Source organism: Streptomyces peucetius (assembly GCF_025854275.1).
Lineage (GTDB): Bacteria > Actinomycetota > Actinomycetes > Streptomycetales > Streptomycetaceae > Streptomyces > Streptomyces peucetius_A.
The window spans coordinates 903,977-922,228 of record NZ_CP107567.1; the positions used below are offsets into that span (position 1 = coordinate 903,977).

Here is an 18,252-nt window from a genome sequence, read left to right on the forward strand (position 1 = left end):
TCACCTCGCCCCGCCTCGTGCCAGGCGGGGCGTTGCGCTTGGGGAGCCGGCCCCTCACCCGGCCGTCGCGGTCAGGTCGCCGCGCCGGGGCCGGGCGAAACCGTCGAGGTCGGCGCGGGTGAGGCCGGTGAGGCGGGCGACCTCCGCCGTGTCCAGGGCTCCGCAGTCGATGCCGCGCAGCAGGTAGGAGCTGAGCGCCTTGGCGGTGGCGGGCTCGTCCATGACGTCGCCGCCGGCGTGGTTGGCGTAGGCGGCGAGCCGGGCGGCGGCCTGCTCGGACCCCTCGCGGTAGAAGGCGAAGACGGCGGCGTACCGGGTGGGCAGGTGGCCCGGGTGCATGTCCCAGCCCTGGTAGTAGGCGCGGGCCAGGGCGCGGCGGGTGAGACCGTAGTGGAGCCGCCAGGCGTCGTGGACGTTCTCGGTGGTGCCGACCGGCAGCACGTTGGTGGAACCGTCGGAGACCCGTACGCCGGTGCCGGCGGCGGCTACCTGCATGACGGCCTTGGCGTGGTCGGCGGCGGGGTGGTCGCTGGCCTGGTAGGCGGCGCTGACGCCGAGGCAGGCGCTGTAGTCGAAGGTGCCGTAGTGGAGTCCGGTGGCCCGTCCCTCGGCCGCGTCGATCATGCGGGCGACGGTGGCGGTGCCGTCGGGGGCGAGGATGGACTGGCTGGTCTCGATCTGGATCTCGAAGCCGATGCGGCCGGGCTCCAGCCCGCGGGCCTTCTCGAACTCCTCGAGCAGCCGCACCATCGCGGTGACCTGCTCGGGGTAGGTGACCTTCGGCAGGGTCAGGACGAGGCCGTCGGGCAGGCCGCCGCGCTCCATGAGGCCGGTGAGGAAGATGTCGAGGGTGCGGATGCCCCGGTCGCGTACGGCGGCTTCCATGCACTTCATGCGGATGCCCATGTACGGGGCGGCGGTGCCCTGTTCGAAGGCGTCGGAGACGAGGCGCGCGGCGCGGGCCGCGTCGGCGTCCTCGTCGGCGCCCGCGTAGCCGTCCTCGAAGTCGATCCGCAGGTCTTCGATCGGCTCGCGCTCCAGCTTGGCCCGCACCCGTGTGTACACCGGCTCCGCGAGCTCCTCGGCCAGGCCGAGGACGCGGGCGAGGGAGGCGGCGTCGGGGGCGTGCTCGTCGAGCGCGGCGAGCGCCTGGCCGCCCCAGGAGCGGACGGTGCCGGCGGCGAAGGCGTCGCCCGGTACGTAGACGGTGTGTACGGGCTGGCGGGTGCCGGGGTCTCCCGGGTACCGGCGGGCGAGCTCGGCGTCCACCGGCGCGAGGGAGGCACTGATGCCCTCGCTGACCGCACCGGCGAGGCTCGTCGCCACCTTCTCCTGCTGACCCATGTCCCACACCCTCCGTCAACTTCGCGGCGTTGTTGTTTTCCGTCCAGCGGAATCAACATTCTGTTGAATGAAATTAACGGCCCGTGCCGAGTCACGTCAATGGTCCCCGGAACGGGCCGGGGCCGCGCGGTGAAGATCACCGCGCGGCCCCGGGCCGTGAAGAACCGCAGATCAGCCCTTACGCGCCTTGACCTCTTCGGTCAGCTGCGGGACGACCTCGAACAGGTCGCCGACGACGCCGTAGTCGACGAGGTCGAAGATCGGGGCCTCGGCGTCCTTGTTGATGGCCACGATGGTCTTCGAGGTCTGCATACCGGCCCGGTGCTGGATCGCGCCGGAGATGCCGGACGCGATGTACAGCTGCGGGGAGACCGACTTGCCGGTCTGGCCGACCTGGTTGGTGTGCGGGTACCAGCCGGCGTCGACCGCGGCACGCGAGGCACCCACGGCGCCGCCGAGGGAGTCGGCGAGCGCCTCGATGATCGCGAAGTTCTCCGCGCCGTTGACACCACGGCCGCCGGAGACCACGATCGCGGCCTCGGTCAGCTCGGGGCGGCCGGTCGACTCACGCGGGGTGCGCGAGACGACCTTGGTGCCGGTCGCCTCCTCGGAGAACGACACCGACAGCGCCTCGACGGCGCCGGCGGCCGGCGCGGCCTCCACGGCGGCCGAGTTCGGCTTGACCGTGATGACCGGGGTGCCCCTGGTGATGCGGGACTTGGTGGTGAAGGAGGCGGCGAACGCGGACTGCGTCGCGACCGGCCCCTCGTCGCCGGCCTCGAGGTCGACGGCGTCGGTGATGATGCCGGAGCCGATCCGGACCGCCAGGCGGGCCGCGATCTCCTTGCCCTCGGCGGAGGACGGGACGAGCACGGCGGCCGGGGAAACGGCCTCGTACGCGGCCTGCAGCGCGTCGACCTTCGGAACGACGAGGTAGTCGGCGAACTCGGGGGCGTCGGCGGTGAGCACCTTCACCGCGCCGTGCTCGGCGAGCGCGGCGGCGGTGTTCTCGGCACCGGAGCCGAGGGCGACGGCGACGGGCTCACCGATACGGCGGGCCAGCGTCAGCAGCTCCAGGGTGGGCTTGCGGACGGCGCCGTCCACGTGGTCGACGTAGACGAGAACTTCAGCCATGGGACTTCTTCTCTCCTGCTTGCGAAGTACTAAGGGGGCGGTTGGTGGCCGAAGCCTCAGATGAACTTCTGGCTCGCGAGGAACTCCGCGAGCTGCTTGCCGCCCTCGCCCTCGTCCTTGACGATCGTGCCGGCGGTACGGGCCGGACGCTCCACGGCCGAGTCGACCTTGGTCCAGGCACCCTCGAGGCCGACCTCCTCCGCCTCGATCTCCAGGTCCTCGAGGTCCAGGGACTCCACCGGCTTCTTCTTGGCGGCCATGATGCCCTTGAAGGACGGGTAACGGGCCTCGCCCGACTGGTCCGTCACGGACACGACGGCCGGCAGGGACGCCTCGAGCTGCTCGCTCGCGGTGTCGCCGTCACGGCGGCCCTTGACGGTGCCGTCCTCGACGGAGACGTCGGACAGCAGCGTGACCTGGGGGACACCCAGACGCTCGGCGAGGATCGCCGGCAGCACGCCCATGGTGCCGTCGGTGGAGGCCATGCCGCAGATGACCAGGTCGTAACCGGTCTTCTCAACGGCCTTGGCCAGCACCAGCGAGGTGCCCATCACGTCGGTGCCGTGCAGGTCGTCGTCCTCGACGTGGACGGCCTTGTCGGCGCCCATCGACAGCGCCTTGCGCAGCGCGTCCTTGGCGTCCTCCGGGCCGACGGTCAGCACGGTGACCTCGGCGTCGTCCGCCTCGTCCGCGATCTGAAGCGCCTGCTCGACCGCGTACTCATCCAGCTCCGACAGCAGGCCGTCGACGTCGTCGCGGTCGACGGTCAGGTCATCGGCGAAGTGCCGGTCGCCGGTGGCGTCGGGCACGTACTTCACACAGACAACGATCCTCAGGCTCACGCCGGCTCTCCTACTGCATCGTCTCTACTGGACTGCCTTGTGAACGCAGCATAGGCGTCCGATGGGGCGGATCCCGGTCGGGGCGGGCCGCGCTCCGAACGAAATATTACTCGTCAGTACACCCAGTGTGTTCCCGCTAAGCAATCGCTTTGAACTGTGACCTTGACAACGGCACACCGGCCGCCCCCGCACAGGTCAGTCACGCAGCGCCGTGAAGCGTCCCTGGTGGTACACCAGCGGGCGGCCGCCGCCCGCCGGATCACCGGCCACGACCTCGGCGATCACCAGGCGGTGGTCCCCGGCGGGCACCCTGGCCACGACACGGCACACCATCCAGGCCACTACGCCGTCGAGCACCGGAACGCCCTCCGGACCCGTATGCCAACCGGTGGGCGGCGCGAACCGGTCCGCGCCGCTGCGCGCGAAGGTGGCCGCCAGCTCCTGCTGGTGCTCGCCCAGTATGTGGACGCCGACGTGTCCGGCCTCCGCGACGACCGGCCAGCTGGAGGAGCCGGTCCCCACCCCGAAGGAGACCAGGGGCGGCTCCGCGGCGACGGACGTCAGCGAGGTGGCGGTGAATCCGACCGGGCGGGCGCCCGTCGCGGTGATCACCGCGACGCCCGCGGCGTGCTGCCGGAAGACGGAGCGCAGGAGGTCGGGAGAGGCGAGCCGGGTGGTGGCGAGGTCGGGCGAGGCCGTCATCGGGATGTCCTTCTGGGGTTGCGAACTAGGCGGCTGCGGCTGCACGGGCAGCCGGACAGCGCGCGCTCGCGTTACGGGCGAGGTCGACATGGACCCGCCCGTGGAGAAGGAGTACTGGAGGCACAGGGAGCAGCCTGTCGATACTTGGCGTGCACAGTCAAGTGCGCCCCGGAAGGTGCGACCGGAGTCACGGGCCTCACACGGCCCGTCCCAGTGCGGCAATCACGTCGGCCTTGCGGGGCGCGCCGGACGCCCTGGTGACGATCCGTCCGCCGGCGTCGAGCACCAGCACGGTGGGCGTCCTGACGATGCCGAGCCGGCGTACGAGGGAGAGGCGGTCCTCCGCGTCGACCTCGACGTGGACGACCCCGTCGACCATCGCGGCGACGTCGGCCAGCGTCCGCCGGGTGGCCCGGCAGGGCTGGCAGAAGGCGGTGGAGAACTGGACGAGAGTGGCCCGCTCGCCGAGCGCCGTGCCCAGGTCCGGCTCGCCGAGCCGCGGTTGTGCGTCGTGAGCGGGCACGTCGTTGTCCTCTTCCCGTCCGGTCCTGCGATTCACTTCCGTGGTGTGCAGCGTTCACGGCCCGACAAGGATTCCCCCGGGCCGGGCCCGGGGGCCGGGTTCCCGTCGCCCACGTGACGAGAATCTCGCGCCCGGGGCCCGCCAGGGCTGGTCAGCACGGCGCACATGGGGCACGATCGGCCCAAAGCCGAAAACCTACGGCTGCGTAACTTCCACCGGGAGAACCCTCCCCGGGCATGAGGAAAGGGCCCTTCCCCCCATGGCAGAACTCGTCTATCGGCCGGTCATCGGCGCCGCTCTCACGATGTTCAAGGCGCTCGACCTGAAGATCGACACTCAGGGGTCGGAGAACATTCCGCGTACCGGTGGAGCGGTGCTGGTCAGCAACCACATCAGCTATCTGGACTTCATCTTCACCGGACTCGGCGCCCTGCCGCAGAAGCGCCTGGTCCGCTTCATGGCCAAGGACTCGGTCTTCCGCCACAAGATCTCAGGCCCGCTGATGCGGGGCATGAAGCACATCCCGGTGGACCGCAAGCAGGGCGAGGCGGCGTACGCGCACGCCCTGGACTCGCTGCGCTCGGGCGAGATCATCGGTGTCTTCCCGGAGGCGACGATCTCCCAGTCGTTCACGCTGAAGTCCTTCAAGTCGGGTGCCGCGCGGCTCGCGCAGGAGGCGGGCGTGCCGCTGATCCCGATGGCGCTGTGGGGTACGCAGCGGCTGTGGACCAAGGGACGGCCGCGCAACTTCAAGCGCTCCCACATCCCGGTGACGATCAGGGTCGGTGAACCCGTCGAGGCGCCCGCCGACCAGTACGCCGGCGCGATCACCCGGCGGCTGCGCGGGCGCGTGCAGGAGCTGCTGGAGGCGGCGCAGCGGGCCTATCCGGTGCGCCCCAAGGACGCGACCGACACCTGGTGGGTGCCCGCCCACCTCGGCGGCACGGCGCCCACGCCGGCCGAGGTGCGCGAGGCGCACTAGGCGCTACCCCGGGGTGTGGACGGTGATCCGTGCCCCGGGGCTCAGCTTCTCCAGCGTCTCGGCGAGTTCGGCGGCTGCCGCCCCGAGCTCGCCGCTCGCCGTCGGCCCCATGCCTTCCAGCAGGAACAGGGCGTTCACCGATTCCTCCGTCAGACGGGTGCGCACACCCTGGCGCCAGTTCCAGCGCCGGCAGGTGACGCCTTCGTCGTCGCACCAGACGACCTCGCCGGCGTCCGGGTGCTCTACTGCCGTCTCGCCGCCCGCCATGGTGGCGAACGGCTCCTCACCGGTCGCCCGCACCAGTCGCATGTCGCCCGTGATGCGGTCGGTGTCCTCGCCGCCGACGGGGATCAGACGTGCCACGCTCACCGCGTTGTAGAGGTCGACCAGGACGTTGATCCGGGGCAGCCCGCCGTCGGCGAGCGCCCGCCTGGCCAGCGCCTCGGCCGAGTTCCGGGTGCGGGAGGGCTTGGCGCCGAACGCCGTGTACGCCTCGCGCCAGGCGGCCATGTGGGGGTCCTCGTGCGGCGCGCGTCCGCCGAGGCGGGCCGCGAGGCGGCGGGCGGCGTCGTCGAGTAGCGCCGAACTGTCATGGTTGCTGGGGCCGTTGACGAGACCGTGCGCCTCCACGGCGACATGGGTGAAGCCGGGTGCGAGGGCTCGCACCTCGTCGGACACGGTGAGCTGAGGAGTCATCGCCTGCTTGCCTCGAACTGTTCAGAGTGCGGTCGGGAGCGTCTTCCACAGGTACGCGCGGTCGGGGGCCTGCTGGAGGGCCCGCAGAACCACGGGGTGCGGTGCATCATAGAGTACCGGATAGTCCATCTCGCTGGACCGGGGATCCGGCACCCACGCCAGGCGTTCACCGTCGAGGGAGAACCGGGCGTCGACCCCGGGCTTGTTGCCCCGCGGGTCCTGCCGGTGCCAGGCGCCGCCGAACCGCACGGCGACCAGACCGTGCACCACCCCGCCGAGGCGCTGGTAGCAGAGCGCGGTGGGGATGTCCTCCGCGCGCAGCAGGGCGGCGAGGGCATGGGACTTGGCGTAGCAGATGCCGGTGCGGTGTTCGAGCACCTCGGAGGCCCGCCAGATCACCTTCGCCTCACCCGTGTCCTGTGAGTGCGGGATGGCGTCGCGGACGAACTCGTAGGCCGCCTGAGCGTATACGTATGAATCCGAGGCGCGCCGGGCGAGGCGGCGCGCGACGTCGCGCACCAATGGATGATGGTGGTCCACGGCTTCATCGGCCACCAAGTAGGCGGACAGGTCTGGGTTCTGCTGGATGAGCTCCATGGACGGCGAGCATAGGAATGCGACCGATCGTCAGTCAATGACTTTTCGATCGGTCGCATACCTATGCAAAGCTACGGCCGGCGGGCCATCTCCTCCTTGAGCGCCTGGACGAAGGAGTCCACGTCCTCCTCCGTGGTGTCGAACGAGCACATCCAGCGCACATCGCCGGCCGCTTCGTCCCAGAAGTAGAACCGGAACCGCTGCTGCAGCCGTTCGCTCACGTCGTGCGGCAGCCGCGCGAAGACGGCGTTGGCCTGCACCTCGTGGAGGATCTCCACCCCGTCGACCGTGCGCACGCCGTCCGCGAGCCGCTGGGCCATCGTGTTGGAGTGGCGGGCGTTGCGCAGCCACAGGTCCTTGGCCAGCAGTGCCTCGAACTGCACGGAGACGAAACGCATCTTGGACGCGAGCTGCATGGACAGCTTGCGCAGATGCTTCATGTGGCTGACCGCGTCCGGGTTCAGGACCACGACCGCCTCACCGAAGAGCATGCCGTTCTTGGTGCCGCCGAAGGTGATGACGTCGACACCGGCGGCGTTGGTGAAGGCCCGCATGGGGACGTTCAGCGACGCCGCGGCGTTGGCTATCCGCGCTCCGTCGAGGTGGACCTTCATCCCGTGGGAGTGCGCGTGCTCGGTGATGGCGCGGACCTCGTCCACGGTGTACACGGTGCCGAGTTCGGTGTTCTGGGTGATCGACACGACCTGCGGCATGGCCCGGTGCTCGTCGTCCCAGCCGTACGCCTGCCGGTCGATGAGCTCGGGCGTGAGCTTGCCGTCCGGCGTGGGCACGGTGAGCAGCTTCAGCCCGCCCATCCGCTCCGGGGCGCCGCCCTCGTCGACGTTGATGTGCGCCGTCTCCGCGCAGATCACGGCGCCCCAGCGGTCGGTGAGCGCCTGCAGCGCGGTCACGTTGGCGCCGGTGCCGTTGAAGACGGGGAACGCCTCGGCCGTGGGGCCGAAGTGGCTGTGCATGAGGCGCTGGAGGTGTTCGGTGTACTCGTCCTCGCCGTAGGCGACCTGGTGGCCGCCGTTGGCGAGGGCGAGCGCGGCAAGGACCTCCGGGTGGGCTCCCGCGTAGTTGTCGCTGGCGAACCCGCGCAGGGACGGGTCGTGGTGGCGCCGGGCGTCGGTCTTCACGGTTTGGGGGTCAGCCACAGACGCTGTCCATTCACTTCCGGGGCGGGCCGGTCCCAGACTCCGGCGATGGCCTCGGCCAGTTCCGTCACGTCGGTGAAGCCCGCGAACTTCGCATTCGGGCGCTCGGCGCGCATCGCGTCGTGCACCAGTGCCTTGACGACCAGGATGGCAGCCGCGCTCGTCGGGCCCTGCTCGCCCCCCGCCTTGCGGAAGGCGTCGGCCAGCGCGAGGGTCCATGCCTCCGCGGCGGCCTTCGAGGCGGAGTACGCGGCGTTGCCCGCGGTCGGCTTGCTGGCGCCGGCGGCGCTGATCAGCAGGTAACGGCCCTTGTCACTGCGCTGCAGACCCTCGTAGAAGGCCAGCGAGGTGTGCTGGACGGTACGGATCAGCAGCTTCTCGAGCAGCTCCCAGTCGGCGGGGTTGGTCTCGGCGAACGAGGCGCTGCCGCGCCAGCCGCCCACCAGGTGGACCAGCCCGTCGATCCGGCCGAACTCCTTCTCCGTCTTGTCCGCCCAGTCACGGGTGGCGGCCAGGTCGAGGAGGTCGACGGTGTCGCCGGTGACCGTGGCCCCGCCGTGCGCGTACCGGGCGGCGTCCACGGCTTCGGCGAGCCGCTCGGGATCGGCGTCGGAGGCGACGACGACGGCACCCGCCTCTGCCAGCCTGAGCAGGGTGGCCCGGCCGGCCGGGCCGGCCGCGCCGGCCACCGCGATGACTGCGCCCTCCAGGGCGCCGCTGCCGTTGCTGTTCATGTTCGTAGCCTCCTGGGTGCGAGAGCTCACGCGGCAGCTCCGGGAGCGGAAGCGGCGGTGATCCCCTTGGTGGAGGCGATCACGTTCTTCAGCTTCTTGGAGAGCGCCTCATAGAACATGCTCAGCGGAAACTCGTCCGGAAGCACATCGTCCACGAGTTTGCGCGGCGGCTGGGTCAGATCGAGGGCGTCGGGCCCCTTGGCCCAGCGCGATCCCGGGTGGGGGGCGAGATAGGTCGAGACCAGTTCGTACGCGGCGAACCAGTGGACCAGCTTGGGGCGGTCGATGCCGTCGCGGTAGAGCTTCTCGATCTCGCCGCAGAGCTGGTTGGTGACCTGCGGGGCACGGTCCCAGTCGATCTTCAGGGTGTTGTCGGTCCAGCGGACCACGTCGTGCTTGTGCAGGTACGCGAAAAGCAGCTGGCCGCCGAGGCCGTCGTAGTTGCGGACCCGGTCGCCGGAGACGGGGAAGCGGAACATCCGGTCGAAGAGCACCGCGTACTGCACGTCACGACCGTGCGGGTTGCCCTCGGACTCCAGCTTCACGGCCTCCTTGAAGGCGGTGAGGTCGCAGCGCAGCTCCTCGAGGCCGTACATCCAGAACGGCTGGCGCTGCTTGATCATGAACGGGTCGAAGGGCAGGTCGCCATGGCTGTGGGTGCGGTCGTGGACCATGTCCCACAGCACGAATGCCTGCTGGCAGCGCTGCTGGTCGCCGACCATCTCGCGGATGTCGTCGGGCAGTTCGAGACCGAGGACACGCACGGCCTCCTCGGTGACGGCGCGGAAGCGGGCGGCCTCGCGGTCGCAGAAGATGCCGCCCCAGGTGAAGCGCTCGGGGGCCTCGCGCACGGCGATGGTCTCGGGGAAGAGCACCGCGGAGTGGGTGTCGTACCCGGCGGTGAAGTCCTCGAAGGTGATGCCGCAGAACAGCGGGTTGTCGTAGCGGGTGCGCTCCAGCTCGGAGAGCCACTCGGGCCACACCATCCTGAGGACGACCGCCTCGAGGTTGCGGTCCGGGTTCCCGTTCTGCGTGTACATCGGGAAGACGACCAGGTGCTGCAGCCCGTCCTCGCGGCCGGCGGCCGGGTGGAAGGCGAGCAGCGAGTCCAGGAAGTCGGGCACCTCGAAGCCGGCGGCGGCCCACTTGCGCAGGTCGGCCACAAGAGCCCGGTGGTAGGCCGCGTCGTGCGGGAGCAGCGGGGAGAGGTCCTCCACCGCGGCGATCACGCGGTCCACGGCGGCCTCGGCCGCGGAGCGGCCGGGTGCGTCCTCCGCCTCGAAGTCGATTGAGCCGTCCTTGGACTGCCAGGGCCGGATCTCTTCGACGGCCTTCTTGAGCAACGGCCAGCTTGGGTGGTCGACAACCCTGTCGGCGCGGGATATGCCCCCTGCGGCCACGTCCTGCACAAGAATTTCCGTCATGTCACTTCCTCCACGGGAGAACCTCGCGTTCTGCCACCGTATCCATGGTCGGTTCTCCGCCACAAGTGACAGCTTGATAAATCCTCCTGCGACACCCCCCTGATCGCCGCAGTTTTTGCGGCGCAGGGCGCCTGTGGCGGTCGCATCGGTGTCCTCGCCGCCCGCGCGGTGCACCCCGTCAAACCGCCGGACGGACACGCCCACCCGCGGGTGACGCGGTCGCCGGCCGCACGGCGCGCGGGTCGGGACCACGTCGGTGTGCGGCTTCAGGACACCCCGCGCGCGAGCGGTTCCCTCTTCCCGAGCGGCCGTTAGGCTGCGTCGTTACCGCCGGGTGCCGAGGCTGCGCCCGTGGGAGCCGCCGTCGACGGAAGCGAGAGAATCTTGACTTTCCTCACCATCGGTCATCGCGGGGTCATGGGCGTCGAGCCGGAGAACACCCTGCGTTCCTTCGTCCGGGCCGAGCAGTCCGGCATGGACGCCATCGAACTCGATCTGCATCTGAGCAAGGACGGCGCCCTGGCCGTCATGCACGACGCCGACGTGGACCGTACGACCGACGGCAAAGGCCCGATCGCCGAGATGACCCTCGCCGAGCTGCGCCAGCTCGACGCGGGCGGCGGCGAGCGGGTGCCGGTGTTCGAGGAGGTGCTGGACGCCGTGCGGTCCCCGCTCCAGGCGGAGATCAAGGACGTGGCCGCGGCGCGCGCACTGGCCGACGTGATGCGCAGGCGGGACCTGGTGCCGCGCGTCGAGGTGTCGTCCTTCCACGACGACGCGATCGCCGAGATCTCCGCGCTGGTGCCGGGCGTGCGCACGGTGCTGATCGCCAGCCGGTGGGGGGCCGACATCGTGGACCGGGGGAAGGCCGTGGGCGCCCGGTGCCTGGCCCTGAACATCCGCCGGCTGACGCTGGAGACCGTCGAGCACGCCCATGCGGAGGGGCTGCGGGTGATCGGCTGGGTGGTGAACACGCAGGACCATCTGCGGCTGGTGCGCGCCCTCGAACTAGACGGCGCGACCACCGACTACCCCGAGATCCGCCGCACCGGCCGCTTCACCGCCTGACGGCCGGAAGTCGTCAGACGAGGTCCTTCACCAGCACCTCGAAGGCGAGGTCGTCGCGCTGCGGGATGCCGAAGCGCTCGTCGCCGTACGGGAACGGAGTCGTCCTGCCCGTACGGCGGTAGCCGCGGCGCTCGTACCAGGAGATCAGGTCCTCCCGCGCGGTGATCACCGTCATGTGCATCTGCGTCACGCCCCAGGTCTCGCGGACGCTGCGCTCGGCCTCCGCGATGATCCGGCGGCCGAGGCCCGCCCCCTGGAGCCCGGGGCGCACCGCGAACATGCCGAAGTAGGCGGCCTCGCCCCGGTGCTCGAGCTGGCAGCAGGCGACCACCTCGCCGTCCCGCTCCACGGTCATCAGCCGGCTGCCCGGGGTGGTGATGACCTCGAGCACCCCCTCCGGGTCGGTGCGCTGCCCCTCCAGGATGTCCGCCTCCGTGGTCCAGCCCGCGCGGCTCGAATCGCCGCGGTACGCCGACTCGATCAGCGCCACGAGCACCTCGACGTCGGCCTCCACCGCGTCGCGGTAGCTCAGCGTCGTCTCGGCGCGGTCCTGGGGCGGGGCGGTGTCCATCGGGAGTTCTCCGTTCCACGGGGGCCGTCGCCCCGAGACTAACGCGCCCGGCCACGGCCACTCCGCCCGCACCGGGCGGTCCGCGCCTCCCCGCGCTCCCTCAGTACTCCCGTGCGCTCGCGTACGGGTCCGGCCTGCGGGCATCGACTCCTCGACCGACGCCGAAGGCCGCCCGAGGGGGAGGTACGCCGTGCACGGACCCGCGACGTCCGGCTGGCTGCTGGTGGTGCTGTGCGCCGTGACCGGGGCGTACTGCCTGGTGTGGATGCCCCGTTGCTCGGGGACGGCCAGAGCGGCGACCGGCGGAGAGGCGCTGATGGGATTCGGCATGGCCGCGATGGCCGTGCCCGCCGCCGTGTTCACCCCGCCGCCGTGGCACTGGGTGGTGTACGCGGCGGTCTTCGGCGCGGCCGCCCTGCGCGCCACGTGGCCGGTGCGGGACTGTGGCCGCCATGCGCATCACCTCGTCGGCTGCCTCGCGATGGTGTACATGGCGGCGGCGATGGCCTCCGGGGGCGGGCACGGGACGCACGCCGGCGGGGGCGTCCCGCTGCTCACCGGTGCGCTGTTCCTGTACTTCACCGTGTACGTGCTCCGCTCCGGCACCCGGCTCCTGTCGCTCGCGCCCTCGGGCGGCGGGACGGTTCCGGTGCCGGTGTCCCCCGTTCCCCGGACGGCGGGGCCCTCGTTGGTGCCGGCCTGCAGAGTCTCGATGGCGATCGCCATGCTGGCGATGCTGCTGACGCTCTGAACCGTCCGGAACAGTCCGGAACCGTGCGGGTCGGGCAGCGTTCGGGCCCGTACCGCACCGTGGCGTGCGTCACTTGGCAGGCATGGCCATACCCGCAGGTAGCCTCGCGCTCATAGGCTGCTGTCCATGATGGTCTCGCTCGCGCTGCTGTTGCTCGGCGCACTGGCCGCCGTCGTCGCCCCGCGCCTCGTGTCGCGTGCCGACTGGCCGGAGCGCGAGCCCGTCGTCGCCCTCTGGGTGTGGCAGTGCGTGGTCGCCGCGGTGCTGCTGTCGTTCGCCCTGTCCATGACCTTCAGCGCCGCCGCCGCCTGGCAGTTCGTGCACTCTCACGTCTTCGCCACGGCGCCGAACGGTGTCGCGGAGGCGTACGCGCTGGGACCGAACGGACAGTGGTCGGCGGCGCTCGCCGTGATCCTGGCGTGCTGCGGGCTGTGGACCGGGGCCATGCTGGCGAAGGAGATCCACCGGGCGCACGCCCTGCGCAGGCGTCAGCGTGCGGAACTGCTCGTGCGCGCCCCCCTGATGCCGGACGAGATCCCCGGCAGCGAGCCCCTGGTCGTCCTGGAGGGTGAGCGGCCCGACGCCTGGTGGCTCCCGGGTGCGGCTCCGCAACTGGTCATCACCACCGCCGCGTTGCGCCGCCTGAAGGGCCGGCAGCTGGACGCGGTGCTGGCCCACGAGCAGGGTCACGCGCGGGCCAGGCACGACTGGCTGCTGCACTGCTCCGCGGCGCTGGCAGGCGGCTTTCCGCGGATCCCGGTGTTCGCGGCCTTCCGCGACGAGATGCACCGGCTGGTCGAGCTGGCGGCGGACGACGTCGCCTCCCGGCGCTTCGGCCGGCTGACCATCGCGCTGGCGCTGGTGGAACTGAACGAGGAGCGTGGCGTGTTCGGGCCCTGCCCGACACCCGGCGCGGAGCTGCCGCAGCGCGTCAACCGGCTGCTGACACCGGCCCCCCGGCTCACTCCGGCGCGCCGGCTGCGCCTGACGGCGGCGGCGGCCCTGGTGCCGGTGGTACCGCTGCTGGTGGCATTCGTTCCGGGACTGCGCGCGCTGGGATAGCCGTACGGCCACGGGCGGGACAGGATCTGTTCATGTCTTCCCCCCGCTCCTCCGGTCCCGTCGGCTCCGCTCACGCGAAGGACACCCGCCCCCGCCCTGCGCGCGCGCTCGAGCCGTCGCGCGCGGCGGCCGCCGCACCCGCCCGTACCTGCGCCGTGTTCGCCGGACTCACCGCGCTGTTGCTGGTGGCCGTCGTGCTCGCGTGGCCCCCGCTGCTGTCCTTCGACCGGGCGGTCGTGGACGCGCTGCACGCCTCCGCGGTCACCGAACCGACGTTCACTCATGTCAACCGGGTGCTGACCGACTGGGTGTGGGACCCGTGGACGATGCGGCTGCTGTCGGCGGCGGTCTGCGGGTGGCTGTGGCTGCACCGGGAGCGTCTGCTCGCCGTGTGGGTGGCGGTGACCGCCGCCGCCGGCACGGGCCTTCAGCAGGCCGTGAAGGCGCTCGTGGGGCGCGAGCGGCCCCAATGGCCGGACCCGGTCGACTCGGCGAACTACGCGGCCTTCCCCTCCGGCCACGCGATGACGGCCGTCGTCACCTGCGGGCTGCTGCTCTGGCTGTGCAGGCGGCGTGGCGTGACCGGGCGGGTCTGGGTCCTGTGTGTGGCGCTGGCGGGCGTCTCCGTCGCTGGCGTCGGGTTCACCCGGCTCTATCTGGGCGTGCACTGGCCCTCCGACGTGGTCGGCGGCTGGCTCCTCGGCGGCTGTGTCGTCGCCCTCGCCGTGGCCTCCCACCGGCGCGCGGCCTTGCCCCGCGGTGACTGACCGGTCGAAGATCAGGGCCATGGTGATCAGGACGGTTCTGTTCGACTTCTCCGGGACGCTCTTCCGTGTCGAGCCCACCCGTGAATGGCTCCGTGTGGTGCTGGGCGAGCGCGGGATGTGCGTCTCCGAGGCCGAACTCGGCGAGTGGGCGGAAGGACTGGCCGCGGCCGGCGCGCTTCCCGGCGGCCCCGCGCCGCGGCGGATACCGGACCACTTGGCCGAGCCGTGGTCGGTGCGCGACCTGGACATGGAGCGGCACCGCGCCGCGTACACGGGCCTTGCCCGCGAGGTGCCGCTGCCGGACGAGGGCCTGTACGACGCGCTCTACGACCGCCATATGACTCCGGCGGCCTGGAGCCCCTACCCGGACGCGGAAGAGGTGCTGCGCGGCCTGCGCGAGCGCGGCGTCCGCATCGGCGTGGTCAGCAACATCGGCTGGGACCTGCGGCCGGTGTTCCGTACCCACGGATTCGACGAGCTGGTCGACACGTACACCCTGTCGTTCGAGCACGGTGTGCAGAAACCGGACGCGCGGCTGTTCCGGTCGGCGTGCGAAGGGCTGGGGAGCGACCCGCGTGAGGTACTGATGGTGGGCGACGACCGCCGCGCCGACGGCGGTGCCGCGGAGCTGGGCTGCGCCGTCCACTTCGTGGACCATCTGCCGGCGCACGCGCGGCCCGCGGGGCTTCTCCCGGTGCTCGGGCTCGTCGACCGCGGGCCTGCGCAGTAGCAGAATGACAACAAGACAAAGCCGCCCGAACCGGACGATCCCCCGCGTCGCCCGGTCCGAGCAGCACCACCCGCCGACCCCGGCCCCGAGGGCCGGACGGCGGGACACGCTGAGTATATTGGCTGAGAGCCAGTCAACGCAGGAGTCAAGCATGTCCCCGCGAAGCGCATCGGTCAATGAAGAGCTTCGTCGACGTTCTCGGGAGCGGCTTCTGCAGGCAACGGTGGAGCTGGTCGACGAGCGCGGCTACGAGGCGACGACACTCGGTGACATCGCCGACCGGGCGGGCTCCGCCCGTGGCCTGGTCTCGTACTACTTCCCGGGCAAGAGGCAGCTGCTGCAGTCGGCCGTGCACCGGCTGATGCACCGGACGCTCGAGGCGGCGCTGCTGCGCGAGCCGCGCACCGACGACGGCCGGGAGCTGATGGCCCGTGCCATCGACGCGATCCTCGGTCTGGCGGCGGACCACCCGAGGCTGATGCGTACGCACATGGCGGGGATCCTGCAGGCCGACGGCTTCGTGCAGTGCCCGGAACAGCAGCGGCTCGCCGCCCTGCTGCGGGAGACGCTGGAGCGCTACGGCTCGCGGGACGTCGACGGCGAATACCCGCTGCTGCGGGCACTGCTGATGGGAGCGGTCTTCGCCGCGCTCCTGCCCGGTGTGCCGATGGCGCGCGGACGGCTGCGCGCCGAGCTGTTCCAGCGGTACGGGCTGGACTGGGAGCTCGGCGCCCCGCCGGGCGGTCTCCCGCCCGGCGGAGCACCTGTGCGCATTCCCGATCAGTCGTCGAAGCGGCCGTGACGGTCGAAGTAGTCCGGCTGCGTCTGCACGTTGAGCTCGTGCATCCGCACCCGCTCGCCGGCGTCGGTGCGCCGGTCGTTGATCTTCAGGACGTCGAAGCCCTTGGCGATGTCGTTCGAGTAGATGTGGCCGTTGTAGTAGTAGGCGGACCAGGAACCACCGATGGCGGTGGAACTGTCGCTCAGCGGACCGCGCTCGAAGTAGGCGATCTCCTTCGGCCGGGCGGAATCGGTGAAGTCCCAGACCGAGACACCGCCCTGGTACCAGGCCTGGACCATGATGTCGCGGCCCCTGACCGGGATCAGCGAGCCGTTGTGGGCCACGCAGTTCTCGGTGTCCGCCTGGTGACGCGGGATCTTGAAGTAGCTGCGGAAGACCAGCTCGCGGTGCTTCCCCTCGCCGACGATGTCGTAGATGCCGTCGGCGCCGCGGTTCGGGCCGATCTCGGCGTTGCAGGTGGCGCCTCCGCCGCCGCCGAGCTCGTCGGTGAAGACGACCTTGTTCGCCCTCTGGTTGAAGGTGGCCGAGTGCCAGAACGCGAAGTTGACGTTGTCCTGGACGCGGTCGATGACCTTCGGCCGCTCCGGGTCCTTGATGTCGAAGAGGATGCCGTCACCCATGCAGGCGCCTGCCGCCAGGTCCTCGGAGGGGAGCACGGTGATGTCGTGGCAGCCGGTGGTCTTGGAGACACCCGGGTTGGTGGGCCCGCCCGGGTTGCCGCCGCCGTCGGGGCCCTCGCCCGGGAAGAGCACCGGGAAGCTCACGACCGCCGACTTCTCGGGGGCCTTGCGGGGCACCTTGATGACGGAGATCCCGTCGTGCGGCGGCTGGCAGTCGGGGAACGCGGCGTTCGGCGAGTACGACGAGACGTACACGTAGACGTTCCGGCGCTCCGGGACCAGCGTGTGCGTGTGCGAGCCGCAGGCCGTCTCGACCGCGGCGACGTACTTCGGGTTGCGCTTGTCGCTGATGTCGAAGATCTTCATGCCCTCCCAGGACGACTTCTCCGTCGCCGGCTGGGTGGCGCTGTTGCAGGAGTTGTCGCTCCGTGAGGAGTCGGTGGACAGGAAGAGCAGATCGCCGGAGACGCTGATGTCGTTCTGCGATCCCGGGCACAGGACCTGGGCGACGGTCCTGGGCCGCTCGGGGTTGCTGATGTCGAAGATGCGGAAGCCGTCGTAGTTGCCTGCGAAGGCGTACCGCCCCTGGAACGCGAGATCGGAGTTGAGGCTCGACAGCGCGTCCTTCGGGACGTTCGCCACGTGCTCGATGTTGTCGCTGTGGACCACCTCGTCCACCGCGGGTATCTCGCCGCTCCGGATCGCCGACCTCGTCTCGGCCGCCAGGTCCGCGGAGGCCTTCTCCCGCGCGGGGGCGTCACCGGGATCGGGGGTGGCGACCGCCGGGCCCGCCGCCAGCATCGTGGCCAGCAGTCCGACCGCGGCGGCTGCGACACCCAGTCGTCTGCGCCGCACTCGGGTGGTGTGCAACAGGATCACTGCGTCCTCCCCTGGTATCCGTTCCTGGTTGAACGGTTCACGGACTCCGGCAGTATGTTCCCTAGCATGCACATCTCAACAGATGGCGACCCGGACGAAATCAAGGTTTCCGACCAGCGGCTCGTGCGCAGTAAGTGAGTGCAGTGGTCGCGGAGTTACACGTCACCCAGGAGGTTCCCGTGTCGAACCGCCCCCGGACCGCGCGGGTCCGCAGCTCGGCCGCGGTCGCGGCGGCCGCCGTGGCCGTACTGGCCCTCGGCGCCTGCGAGTCGGGGTCCGAGGGCCCCGCGAAGGCGGACGGCGCTGCGGGGCCCTCCGTGGTCGCACCGGGGAAACCGGGTGAGCCGGCCAGGACGCTGTCCGCCGAGGAGGCGGCGAAGGCCGCACCCGACGACAGCCCCAACTCGGCGGACTTCGGCTATACGCGGATGATGATCGAACACCACGAGCAGGCGCTGGTGATGACCGCCCTCGTCCCGGACCGTGCCGACTCCGCACAGGTGAAACGGCTCGCCGAGCGGATAGCCGCGGCACAGGGGCCCGAAATCGACGCGATGCGCGGCTGGCTGAAGAACAACGGCGGGGACAAGAAGACGGACGAGCACGGACACGACCACGGCACGATGCCCGGGATGGCCACCGACGCACAGCTGAAGCAACTGCGCGAGGCCGAGGGCAGGCCCTTCGACGAACTCTTCCTGAAGCTCATGATCACGCACCACCAGGGGGCGGTCACCATGGCCGCCGACGTGCTCTCGGAAGGGAACAACATCCAGGTCGAGGAGATGGCCAACGACGTGATCGCACAGCAGACCGCCGAGATCGGCCGTATGCGCGACATGTGACGGGACCGCGGCCACGGCGGGA

General features: G+C 70.9%; 20 protein-coding genes. 8 read left to right on the forward strand and 12 right to left on the reverse strand.

The features are described 5' to 3' along the window. Positions 1–54 precede the first annotated feature (54 nt). The 5 genes from OGH68_RS04220 to OGH68_RS04240 form a co-directional block, all read right to left on the reverse strand. Complete coding sequence (locus tag OGH68_RS04220) at positions 55–1,344, reverse strand: HpcH/HpaI aldolase/citrate lyase family protein (RefSeq protein WP_264241954.1); 1,290 nt, start codon at positions 1,342–1,344, stop codon at positions 55–57. A gap of 171 nt (positions 1,345–1,515) precedes the next feature. After that, complete coding sequence (locus OGH68_RS04225; protein WP_264241955.1) at positions 1,516–2,478, reverse strand: electron transfer flavoprotein subunit alpha/FixB family protein; 963 nt, start codon at positions 2,476–2,478, stop codon at positions 1,516–1,518. A 56-nt stretch (positions 2,479–2,534) separates the two neighbouring features. Next, on the reverse strand, positions 2,535–3,320 hold the full coding sequence (locus OGH68_RS04230; RefSeq protein WP_264241956.1) for an electron transfer flavoprotein subunit beta/FixA family protein: 786 nt from the start codon (positions 3,318–3,320) through the stop codon (positions 2,535–2,537). A gap of 195 nt (positions 3,321–3,515) precedes the next feature. Beyond that, positions 3,516–4,022 carry a flavin reductase family protein gene (locus OGH68_RS04235; protein ID WP_264241957.1) on the reverse strand — a complete coding sequence of 169 codons (507 nt, stop codon included), beginning with the start codon at positions 4,020–4,022 and terminating at the stop codon, positions 3,516–3,518. A gap of 196 nt (positions 4,023–4,218) precedes the next feature. Beyond that, positions 4,219–4,581, reverse strand: coding sequence for a TlpA family protein disulfide reductase (locus OGH68_RS04240; protein ID WP_413470933.1), 363 nt, complete (start codon positions 4,579–4,581; stop codon positions 4,219–4,221). 223 nt (positions 4,582–4,804) lie between these two features. On the opposite strand from OGH68_RS04240, the gene OGH68_RS04245 reads away from it, so the two are divergent. Further along, positions 4,805–5,527, forward strand: a complete 723-nt coding sequence (locus OGH68_RS04245; RefSeq protein ID WP_264241958.1) for a lysophospholipid acyltransferase family protein — start codon at positions 4,805–4,807, stop codon at positions 5,525–5,527. A gap of 3 nt (positions 5,528–5,530) precedes the next feature. Here the strand turns inward: OGH68_RS04245 and OGH68_RS04250 are convergent, their stop codons facing one another. The 5 genes from OGH68_RS04250 to OGH68_RS04270 form a co-directional block, all read right to left on the reverse strand. Further along, positions 5,531–6,223, reverse strand: coding sequence for a B3/4 domain-containing protein (locus tag OGH68_RS04250; protein WP_264241959.1), 693 nt, complete (start codon positions 6,221–6,223; stop codon positions 5,531–5,533). Positions 6,224–6,244: 21 nt separating this feature from the next. Next, a complete protein-coding gene (locus OGH68_RS04255; RefSeq protein WP_264241960.1) occupies positions 6,245–6,820 on the reverse strand; it encodes a transglutaminase-like domain-containing protein in 576 nt (191 codons plus the stop codon). A gap of 71 nt (positions 6,821–6,891) precedes the next feature. Beyond that, positions 6,892–7,977, reverse strand: a complete 1,086-nt coding sequence (locus OGH68_RS04260; RefSeq protein WP_264241961.1) for a threonine aldolase family protein — start codon at positions 7,975–7,977, stop codon at positions 6,892–6,894. Beyond that, a complete protein-coding gene (locus OGH68_RS04265; protein ID WP_264241962.1) occupies positions 7,956–8,711 on the reverse strand; it encodes an SDR family NAD(P)-dependent oxidoreductase in 756 nt (251 codons plus the stop codon). The genes OGH68_RS04260 and OGH68_RS04265 overlap by 22 nt, the downstream gene beginning before the upstream one ends. 26 nt (positions 8,712–8,737) lie before the next feature. Further along, positions 8,738–10,135 carry a DUF6421 family protein gene (locus OGH68_RS04270; protein WP_264241963.1) on the reverse strand — a complete coding sequence of 466 codons (1,398 nt, stop codon included), beginning with the start codon at positions 10,133–10,135 and terminating at the stop codon, positions 8,738–8,740. 384 nt (positions 10,136–10,519) lie between these two features. Between OGH68_RS04270 and OGH68_RS04275 the strand changes: the two genes are divergently transcribed. Continuing rightward, positions 10,520–11,203: a glycerophosphodiester phosphodiesterase gene (locus OGH68_RS04275; protein WP_264241964.1), complete on the forward strand. Its 684-nt coding sequence runs from the start codon at positions 10,520–10,522 to the stop codon at positions 11,201–11,203. Positions 11,204–11,216: 13 nt separating this feature from the next. Here the strand turns inward: OGH68_RS04275 and OGH68_RS04280 are convergent, their stop codons facing one another. Further along, the gene (locus OGH68_RS04280) at positions 11,217–11,774 is read right to left on the reverse strand and encodes a GNAT family N-acetyltransferase (protein WP_264241965.1); all 558 of its coding nucleotides are present in this window, start codon (positions 11,772–11,774) and stop codon (positions 11,217–11,219) included. Positions 11,775–11,964: 190 nt separating this feature from the next. On the opposite strand from OGH68_RS04280, the gene OGH68_RS04285 reads away from it, so the two are divergent. From OGH68_RS04285 to OGH68_RS04305, 5 genes are all read left to right on the forward strand, one after another. Beyond that, positions 11,965–12,525 carry a DUF5134 domain-containing protein gene (locus OGH68_RS04285; protein WP_264241966.1) on the forward strand — a complete coding sequence of 187 codons (561 nt, stop codon included), beginning with the start codon at positions 11,965–11,967 and terminating at the stop codon, positions 12,523–12,525. Between the two features lie 126 nt (positions 12,526–12,651). Further along, entirely contained in the window at positions 12,652–13,587 is a 936-nt protein-coding gene (locus tag OGH68_RS04290; protein ID WP_264241967.1) for a M56 family metallopeptidase, read from the forward strand. Positions 13,588–13,619: 32 nt separating this feature from the next. Continuing rightward, entirely contained in the window at positions 13,620–14,354 is a 735-nt protein-coding gene (locus OGH68_RS04295; protein WP_264241968.1) for a phosphatase PAP2 family protein, read from the forward strand. 19 nt (positions 14,355–14,373) lie between these two features. After that, on the forward strand, positions 14,374–15,084 hold the full coding sequence (locus tag OGH68_RS04300; RefSeq protein WP_264241969.1) for an HAD family hydrolase: 711 nt from the start codon (positions 14,374–14,376) through the stop codon (positions 15,082–15,084). Positions 15,085–15,235: 151 nt separating this feature from the next. Continuing rightward, positions 15,236–15,886 (forward strand): TetR/AcrR family transcriptional regulator, encoded by a 651-nt coding sequence (locus tag OGH68_RS04305; protein ID WP_264241970.1) that lies wholly within the window; start codon positions 15,236–15,238, stop codon positions 15,884–15,886. Here OGH68_RS04305 and OGH68_RS04310 read toward each other — a convergent pair. After that, complete coding sequence (locus OGH68_RS04310) at positions 15,865–17,385, reverse strand: LVIVD repeat-containing protein (protein ID WP_264241971.1); 1,521 nt, start codon at positions 17,383–17,385, stop codon at positions 15,865–15,867. The two genes, OGH68_RS04305 and OGH68_RS04310, sit on opposite strands and share 22 nt — an antisense overlap. Positions 17,386–17,564: 179 nt before the next feature. Between OGH68_RS04310 and OGH68_RS04315 the strand changes: the two genes are divergently transcribed. Continuing rightward, complete coding sequence (locus OGH68_RS04315) at positions 17,565–18,230, forward strand: DUF305 domain-containing protein (RefSeq protein ID WP_264241972.1); 666 nt, start codon at positions 17,565–17,567, stop codon at positions 18,228–18,230. The last annotated feature ends 22 nt before the right edge of the window (positions 18,231–18,252 follow it).

Coding starts and splice junctions, on each gene's coding strand:
- OGH68_RS04255 (WP_264241960.1), bottom strand. CDS start 6,820: ATGGAGCTCATCCAGCAGAACCCAGACCTGTCCGCCTACTTGGTGGCC.
- OGH68_RS04270 (WP_264241963.1), bottom strand. CDS start 10,135: ATGACGGAAATTCTTGTGCAGGACGTGGCCGCAGGGGGCATATCCCGC.
- OGH68_RS04290 (WP_264241967.1), top strand. CDS start 12,652: ATGATGGTCTCGCTCGCGCTGCTGTTGCTCGGCGCACTGGCCGCCGTC.
- OGH68_RS04300 (WP_264241969.1), top strand. CDS start 14,374: ATGGTGATCAGGACGGTTCTGTTCGACTTCTCCGGGACGCTCTTCCGT.
- OGH68_RS04265 (WP_264241962.1), bottom strand. CDS start 8,711: ATGAACAGCAACGGCAGCGGCGCCCTGGAGGGCGCAGTCATCGCGGTG.
- OGH68_RS04250 (WP_264241959.1), bottom strand. CDS start 6,223: ATGACTCCTCAGCTCACCGTGTCCGACGAGGTGCGAGCCCTCGCACCC.
- OGH68_RS04245 (WP_264241958.1), top strand. CDS start 4,805: ATGGCAGAACTCGTCTATCGGCCGGTCATCGGCGCCGCTCTCACGATG.
- OGH68_RS04305 (WP_264241970.1), top strand. CDS start 15,236: ATGTCCCCGCGAAGCGCATCGGTCAATGAAGAGCTTCGTCGACGTTCT.
- OGH68_RS04295 (WP_264241968.1), top strand. CDS start 13,620: ATGTCTTCCCCCCGCTCCTCCGGTCCCGTCGGCTCCGCTCACGCGAAG.
- OGH68_RS04220 (WP_264241954.1), bottom strand. CDS start 1,344: ATGGGTCAGCAGGAGAAGGTGGCGACGAGCCTCGCCGGTGCGGTCAGC.
- OGH68_RS04280 (WP_264241965.1), bottom strand. CDS start 11,774: ATGGACACCGCCCCGCCCCAGGACCGCGCCGAGACGACGCTGAGCTAC.
- OGH68_RS04225 (WP_264241955.1), bottom strand. CDS start 2,478: ATGGCTGAAGTTCTCGTCTACGTCGACCACGTGGACGGCGCCGTCCGC.
- OGH68_RS04235 (WP_264241957.1), bottom strand. CDS start 4,022: ATGACGGCCTCGCCCGACCTCGCCACCACCCGGCTCGCCTCTCCCGAC.